This is a genomic window from Thermofilaceae archaeon (genome assembly GCA_038731975.1).
Lineage (GTDB): Archaea > Thermoproteota > Thermoprotei > Thermofilales > Thermofilaceae > JANXEW01.
The window spans coordinates 2,963-6,503 of sequence record JAVYQJ010000045.1 but is presented as its reverse complement, the minus strand read 5'-3'; the positions used below and the strand labels follow the sequence as shown (position 1 = coordinate 6,503).

The following is a 3,541-nucleotide window of genomic DNA, read 5'->3' as shown; positions in this document are numbered from 1 at the left end:
AGCCCAAGGTAGGCTAGAACTAACGTCCTAAACTCCTCATCCTCTCTGAGCAGCCTTAGGATGCTCTCCCTCAAATCCTCCGTCAACACCAAAGCTATTGGCCGATCGACGCTTTAAATGCCTTTAGGTCCACGCCCGCTTCCACTGGAAAATTGAGACCCCCGCGAATTCTGGCAAAGGAAGGGAGCAAGTTGATTCTAGGCCCTACTGAGCGATGGCTGACACCGAGTCCCCTCTCTAGCGCTGGTAATCGAGAGAAGGTGTAAATAAGAGCCCCTTACGGTAGATTGTGGATAGGCTTAAGGTGGGCGTCGCGGAGAGGGTGATCACGCCGCCCGTGGGCGTACCGATGGGCGGTTACGCGCTCCGACCGGGTCCCGCGAGAGGGGTGCACGACAACCTTCACGCGAGGGCTTTGGTTCTCGAGCTGGGCGACAACCTGGCCGCCCTGGTTTCGCTGGAGCTGCTCTACCCAACCCCGGAGCTGGTCGCTGAAGTCAGGAGGATCGTGAGGAGGGAGCTCGGGATCCCCGAGGATCGCGTCATGGTCTCAGCTGTGCACACGCACTCCGGTCCCTCCGCTCTCGGCATCGACTCTGAGCCGGAAAGGGGCTACTTGGAGGAGTACTGGGAGCTACTGCCGGCTGTCGTAGCGTCCGCGGTATTGGAGGCTCGGGAGCGCACGCTCGAAGCCACCGTGCGGCTGGGGAAGGGGAGGCTGGACGGCTGGACCGTGAACAGGAGGAAGCCCCTAGCTGGCCCCCTCGACAACGAGGTCCTAGCAGTGCTCTTCGAGGGTTCGCAAGGGCCCATCGCGGCGATCGTAAACTTCGCTTGCCACGCGGTCGTGCTCGGCCACAACAACCTGCTGATATCGGCCGACTACCCCGGCGCAGCGGCACGGGTCTTCGAGCGCTTAACCGGAGCAAAGACGCTCTTCCTCAGCGGTGCCTGCGGTGATGTAAACCCGCTGACCCCCGGCACTGCCCTGGAGAGGGTTTACGACAGGTCTGTGGGAACCTTCCGGGACGTTGAGGAGATGGGGACGGCGGTCGCCTGCGAGGCCGTGAAGTCGCTGATGGGTCGAAAGCCCCGTGAGGCCTCCACCATCGCAGCTGCTAGGAGCCCCATCGAGCTTGAAACGCTCGAGCTGCCGGTGGTCGCTGGGGAGGACGTGGCTCGGCTCGAGGAGGACCTAAGGCGGGCTATCGCGGCGGGCGAGCCGGTTGAGCCGCTGCGCTTGAAGCTGGCCCTATCCAGGTGGATGGCTGAGGTTTCAATGAGGGTCAGGGCGAGGGCAGTCGACGGCAGGATCGTCACGGAGGTTATGGCGCTGAGGGTGGGGGAGGCGGTGATCGTCGGGCTGCCCGGCGAACCCTTCGTAGAGGTCGGGATGCTGATCAAGAAGGCTTCGCCCGCCGAGTTTACGGCGGTAGCCGGTTACACGAACGACCCGGTCGGGTACATACCCACGAGCCAGGCCTACGAGGAGGGGGGCTACGAGGTGGCACCACCCGCCTGCATCGTTGCGAGAGGTTCGGCGGAGAAGCTTGCGGAGGAGGCGGTAGCGCTGCTCCACCGCCTCTACTCCGGTGGGGTGAATTGAGCTCCGAACCCCTCTCCCTCCGCGTGCTGCCCCGCGACTACGGGGGGATGCTGCAGGACCACTACGCCCGCCTATGCCAGGAGCTCGACCGAGCGATAAGAAGGCCCGCGTCGCGCGCCGAGTTCGAGGCTTGGGCTAGGGAGCTGAGGGGGAAGCTGTGGGAGGCGATGAGGGTCGAGCCCGAGAAGGGTGATCTCAACGCGAGGGTCGTGGCTAGGAGGAGGAAGCGCGGCTACGTGGTCGAAAACGTCGTCTTCGAGAGTAGGCCGGGCTTCCTCGTCACAGGCAACCTCTACCTTCCCGAGGGGCGCGGCCCCCACCCGGCCGTCCTGAAGCTCCACGGCCACTACCCGAGGGGCAAGCATGAGCACCACGTTCAAGCGATCGGTGCCGCGCTGGCGAGAGCGGGGATCGCGACGCTGGCCATCGACATGGTCGGCTACGGAGACCGCTGGTTCCAGGGCCACCGCGAGGGGGTTTGGCTGCTGGCGGTGGGAATGAGCCTGCCGGGCCTCATCCTCTGGGACAACATCAGGGCCCTCGACTACCTGGAGAGCCGGGGCGATATCGACTCGACCCGCATCGGCGTGACGGGGAGCTCGGGCGGCGGCAACCAGACGATGTACCTGGCGGCGCTCGACGAGCGGGTGAAGGTGGCCGTACCCGTCGCGTCCGCGGAGGTCCTCGAGGATCAAGTGGTCTCCGGCCGCTGCTACTGCGAGTGCGTGCCGGGGATGCTGCGCTTCGCGAACGCCAGCGACGTTCTCGCGCTCATCGCGCCCAGACCCCTGATGATCGTGGTGGGCGTCTACGACGAAGTCTTCCCCGTGCTGAGGGCGAGGAGGGCGTACCTAAGGGTCCGCAGAATCTACGAGATGCTGGGCGCGCTCGACAAGCTGGCCTACGTGGAGGTGTACGCGGGCCACGGCTACACGCGGGAGATGCGGCTCGCAGCCTACCGCTGGCTCACGCTCTGGCTGACGGGGCGGGAGGAGCAGCTGGACGAGAGCGACCTGCAACTAGAGCCCGACACCTCCCCCTACCTCGCCTGCCTCTCCCAGCCTGAGGGCGAGAGCATCGCGTCCCTCTACGCGAGGAGGGCTGCGAAGCTCGCCGAGGCCCGCCGCGTGAGCGTGGAGGAGTGGCTTCAAGCGGTTCCCGAGCTGAGGGCGAGGCTGGTTGAGGAGGTGTTCGGAGGCTTCCCGGAGGAGCCCTCGAGGATCGAGGAGCTGGGCGTTGAAAGGGTCGGTGGAGTTGAGGTGGAGAAGCTCGGGCTGAGAACCGAGTTGGACATCGTGGTACCCGCAGCGCTGGTGGGGGGCGAGGGGGCGGAGGAGAGCTGCCTCCTCTACGTTACAACCTCGAGCGCGCAGTCATGCCTGTCCAACGGGCGGGTGTGGGATTGGCTGGAGGGGGGTGGCGCGGTGATGGTTATCAACTACCGCGGGACTGGCGAGACGGCCTCGAGCGAGGAGGTGGCGACGAAGAACTCGATCGTGGTCGGAAGGCACATCCTAGGGGCGAGGGTCTTCGACGTCCTGAGGGCCGTGGACTACCTGTACAGGGCCCGCGGCTTCAACGAGGTGCACCTGTTCGGAGAGCGGGAGGCCGGCCTACCGGCGCTCTTCGCCGCCGCCCTAGACGAGCGCGTGAGAAGCGTGCGCACCCTCTCGGTACCCTCAACTCTCTCGTCGGCGAGCGGCTTCAGCCTCCCACCCTCGCTCTTCCCACCCGACCTCCTCAAGTACGCCGACGTACCGCAGGTCGCGGCGATGGTGGCTCCCCGCCCTCTAGCCGTTGAGAACCCGTTGGACCCCCACCTGCGCCCCTTGAGGAGGGAGGAGGCGGAGGAGATCTTCGAGTTCACTAGGAGGGTCTACGAGGCGCTGGGGCTTCCTCACAACTTCTCGTTGGTAACGATCGATGATATAGTGA

The 3,541-nt window shown here is 65.4% G+C and carries 2 protein-coding genes; both read left to right on the top strand.

Features of this window, described 5'->3' with window-relative positions; genetic code table 11:
• Positions 1-289 precede the first annotated feature (289 nt).
• Positions 290-1,606 (top strand): neutral/alkaline non-lysosomal ceramidase N-terminal domain-containing protein, encoded by a 1,317-nt coding sequence (locus QXF46_08955; GenBank protein ID MEM0226987.1) that lies wholly within the window; start codon positions 290-292, stop codon positions 1,604-1,606.
• The coding region (locus QXF46_08950; GenBank protein MEM0226986.1) for an acetylxylan esterase at positions 1,603-3,541 on the top strand (1,939 nt) is incomplete at its 3' end. The genes QXF46_08955 and QXF46_08950, both read left to right, overlap by 4 nt.